This is a genomic window from Acidiphilium sp. AL, assembly GCF_025499445.1.
In the GTDB taxonomy this organism is placed as follows: Bacteria; Pseudomonadota; Alphaproteobacteria; order Acetobacterales; family Acetobacteraceae; genus Acidiphilium; species Acidiphilium iwatense.
On record NZ_JAIMBZ010000101.1, the window covers coordinates 1 to 2,102 of the forward strand.

A 2,102-nucleotide genomic window follows, 5' to 3' on the forward strand; every position below is an offset into this window, starting at 1 on the left:
CGACATAGGCGGCCAGACGTGATTCGCTGCCTTGCGTGTTCGATTCGAGACCCACCACCCGCCTCCACGAGTCAGAATCTCTACCCACTCACACGCGTCAACGAATCGCTGCAAGAATTTTGTGACACAGTAAGACTAACGGCGTGTAGGAAATCGAATACAATTACGCGCGTTCGGTCAGGCGGGGTTGGGAAAGCTCACTATGGCACCGGCGGTGTCCTCGATCGCTGCTCGGCAGGCCGTCCTGAAATCGTCATCTTCGGGATGATCAAGTAGATGCACCGCGACGGGGTAAAGGTCGGCCGTTCGGATCAGCGCGGTGCCATGGAGCAGAGCGTTGGTGAGGCTCTTCCGGGTGAACTGCTCGCCCCGATTTTCTGGCGGCATCAGGCGATACCCGTTGCCAAAAAGCAGCCCTTTCGCGGGAGCGTCGACCTTTTCCCGCGCGAAGTCCTCCTGTATGTTCGACGCAAGCTGGCGGAATTTGCCGATGTCGATCGCAGACGTATCCTTCCCTTCCGCTTCACCAATCATACGCTTGCCGCTCGGGCCAACAATGACATGGTCAATCTCGAGATCTCCGATCCGGAGCGTGTCGACCTCGTATCCTAAAAGCTGCAAGGTCTTCGTGATGGCGCGCTCTAGCGGTTTTCCCGTCTCGTAGAGGAGATGGGTATATCCAGCCAAATCGGACTTGGCTTGCTCGCGCTCGCTTCGCTCATTATTCAAATCCTCGATCTGCGCATCAATATCAGCGATCGCGACGTCGATCGCCGCTCCAAGCGCAGGCGATCTCGCGTTAACAATCCAATTGGGCGGCGGAGTGAGTCCCGCAGCGCCCCTTATCGTCTTATCAATTGCAAGAATTTGACCGATCAGGGCGTGCGAGGTCTGGATCGCCTGGTCGGTCCAAACGAGCCTGCCGTCCTCATCCTCGGTAAATGTCTCAGTGTCGAAGCTGAAATAGGGCAGCAAAACTAGTGATCCCGGCAGCCCTTCGGGTCTTATGATAGACCCTACTGCCGCCCCGTCTTTCGCAGAAAATATTACCTCCATGTCGTTAGTAGCAGTAAGAATCACGCGATACTCTGTTATTTGCGCGATTATGTCGTATAGGTTGCGAAAACGTCCGTCTTTGACATTGACCTTCCGCCCCTTAGCATTTTTAGCGTCAATTCTAACTGGAATAGCGCTATAGTTCTCGATATACTTGGTATTGTATGTTCGTTGGTTCCGCGACTTCATAGAACTTCCAGTCGCGGCCGAGTCTTGCTCAAATTCATTAAGCAATATGAATGCTGTTTTCCCTGACTGGAGCGCGCCTCGCAGCTCGGCCGACCAGTGAGCGAGTGCCTTAGTTAGTGCTTCAGTCGCCTCTATCGCCAAGCATGATCCGCCACCGCTGAACTCGATCCGGCTTAGGTTAGGAAACGCAGGGTCAAATATTGCGATGTCGTAGTCTCGTAGAGACTCGCTTGAAAGATAATCGATTTGATCATGGACCGTGGGAATTTCATGATTTATACACACAATCGACTTCATGTTATATCTCGCAAGATGGACGGGGAGCTGGAGCGATACTCTGATGAGTGCGGTCGAGCCAGAGAAGCACTGGAAAAAGACGCTTTGGACGCATCCCGCCATCACGATCATTCACGACATCAGTCAACCCCCTTCTATAATAGCATTTGGCCGATTCTGGGTAGGCGGCGGAGTCACCAGATTCGCAGATCGGGGCGCTGAGCCGTCGCCCGTTCACACGAGCACCGTCCGCTTACAGACACAACCACAGCTCCTTGAGTGACTGACCTGGGGTCGACACTAGTCGGCCGCATGCCAGCCCAGGTGAACAGCAGCTATCTCACCGCCGCCGCCCTGAACCTGCCGGACCCCTCCCGGCCAACTTCGGCTACTGCCAACCGGCCTGTTAAGAGGCAGCTATAGATCAACTCCGGTGGTTTGCTGCAGTGAGCCTCAGCATCTGGTCGTGAGAAAATGTGACCATGTGATCGGCCACCGAGCCCGGAATCATCAGCAATAGGACTCAAAGACTCACCCGAAATCGCGCGCCTTCACTTTGGTCTGGTCGCGCTTGACGGCAA

The 2,102-nt window shown here is 54.7% G+C and carries 1 protein-coding gene; it reads right to left on the reverse strand.

Annotated features, from left to right (window positions below; all coding sequences use genetic code 11):
• Nucleotides 1-177: 177 nt before the first annotated feature.
• Entirely contained in the window at nt 178-1,542 is a 1,365-nt protein-coding gene (locus AiwAL_RS20005; protein ID WP_262313470.1) for a hypothetical protein, read from the reverse strand.
• Nucleotides 1,543-2,102: the final 560 nt, after the last annotated feature.